General features: G+C 53.7%; 1 protein-coding gene. It reads left to right on the top strand.

Annotated features, from left to right (window positions below; translation table 11 throughout):
• Positions 1 to 294 precede the first annotated feature (294 nt).
• Positions 295 to 1,332, top strand: coding sequence for an IS110 family RNA-guided transposase (locus WH50_RS25705; RefSeq protein ID WP_243410281.1), 1,038 nt, complete (start codon positions 295 to 297; stop codon positions 1,330 to 1,332).
• Positions 1,333 to 1,340 lie beyond the last annotated feature (8 nt).

Here is a 1,340-nt window from a genome sequence, read left to right as displayed (position 1 = left end):
ATTGGTGCAGTGATGTAGGGTGTGGTGAACGAAGTGAACCGCACCGTGTGAAAACTCGAAATGTCAGTCTTTGGCCCGGTGACTGGTGCGGTTCGTACCTCACCGGCACCCTTGTATCTCTTCTGGAGTTTCTGATTAGCTACCAGCGACTCCAAAGAGCTCGGTGAAGTGGACGGCACCCTGGGCACATGATGTCGTGACGTAGATTCACTCCCGAGCTCTTGTTCTCCCACATTGAATGGTATCCAAGCGCCTGAATTGTCAGTGACGCTGAATGGACAAGGGAAATGAGAGATGCACATTGTTGGAATCGATATCAGTAAAGCCAAACTCGATTGTTGCTGGCTACGAGAAGCGGAAAAGAACAAGGTCAAAACAAAAGTATTCAGAAACACGTTAATGGATCATGACGCATTGGTGCACTGGTTACTGCATCAAACAGGCACGTCCGCCGAGGGAATCCAGATCGTGATGGAGGCCACCGGGGTGTATCACGAGCCCCTGGCCTATGCACTGCATGAACGGGGATTTCTGGTCTGCGTAGTGAATCCAGCCCGTGTACGTGAGTTTGCTAACAGCTTGGGCAACACCCACAAGACCGATGCGAAAGACAGCCAGATACTGGCGTTGTATGGGCATCGGATGCAACCAGAACAGTGGCAGCCAGAAGCCCCGGAAGTCAGAGAACTCAAGGCACTGATCAGCCGTTTGGAGGCCCTGGAGGCGGATCTGCAACGTGAATCCAACCGCCATGAAAAGGCAGAGTTCAATCGTAGCTCCGAACGGGTTATCGCCTCACTGGAGCTGATGATGACCCAATTGCGGCAGGAGAAGCAGCGCCTGGAGGAGGATATTGATGATCATATCGACCGCTATCCACACCTGAAGAAAGACCGGGTGTTGTTGCTGAGTATTCCTGGTATTGGGCCCGTTATGTCACGCTTGATGCTAAGCGTGATCCGCAGCCGGTCATTTGAACAGGCGGGACAGCTGGCTGCCTATCTTGGGCTGGTGCCACGCATTCAGGAGTCCGGGCAATGGAAAGGTCGTAGCCGACTAAGCAAACAGGGTCCAGCCCGAGTGAGAGCCAAGTTATACATGGCAGCGGTCACCTCCATACGCAGCAACCCGGATATCCGGCGCCAATACGAGCGTTTGACACAGAACGGCAAGAGCAAACTGCGCGCGCTAGGCGCGGCGGTGCGCAAGCTGGTACAGATTTGTTTTGGTGTGGTGACACATCGGAACGAATATTGTCCTGAAGTCGCGTGTTCCGATTTGAGGCCAGTTAGGAGAGATGGTATCTGCGGAGGGTTTGGTGCACGGATGTAGGGTGTGGG

Origin of the sequence: Pokkaliibacter plantistimulans (genome assembly GCF_003194385.1) — a bacterium.
GTDB classification, from domain to species: Bacteria; Pseudomonadota; Gammaproteobacteria; order Pseudomonadales; family Balneatricaceae; genus Pokkaliibacter; species Pokkaliibacter plantistimulans.
This window is presented reverse-complemented; position numbering and strand designations above follow the sequence as displayed.

What these genes read in the sequence shown, in the direction of transcription:
- WH50_RS25705 (WP_243410281.1), top strand. Translation starts at nt 295, where the DNA reads ATGCACATTGTTGGAATCGATATCAGTAAAGCCAAACTCGATTGTTGC.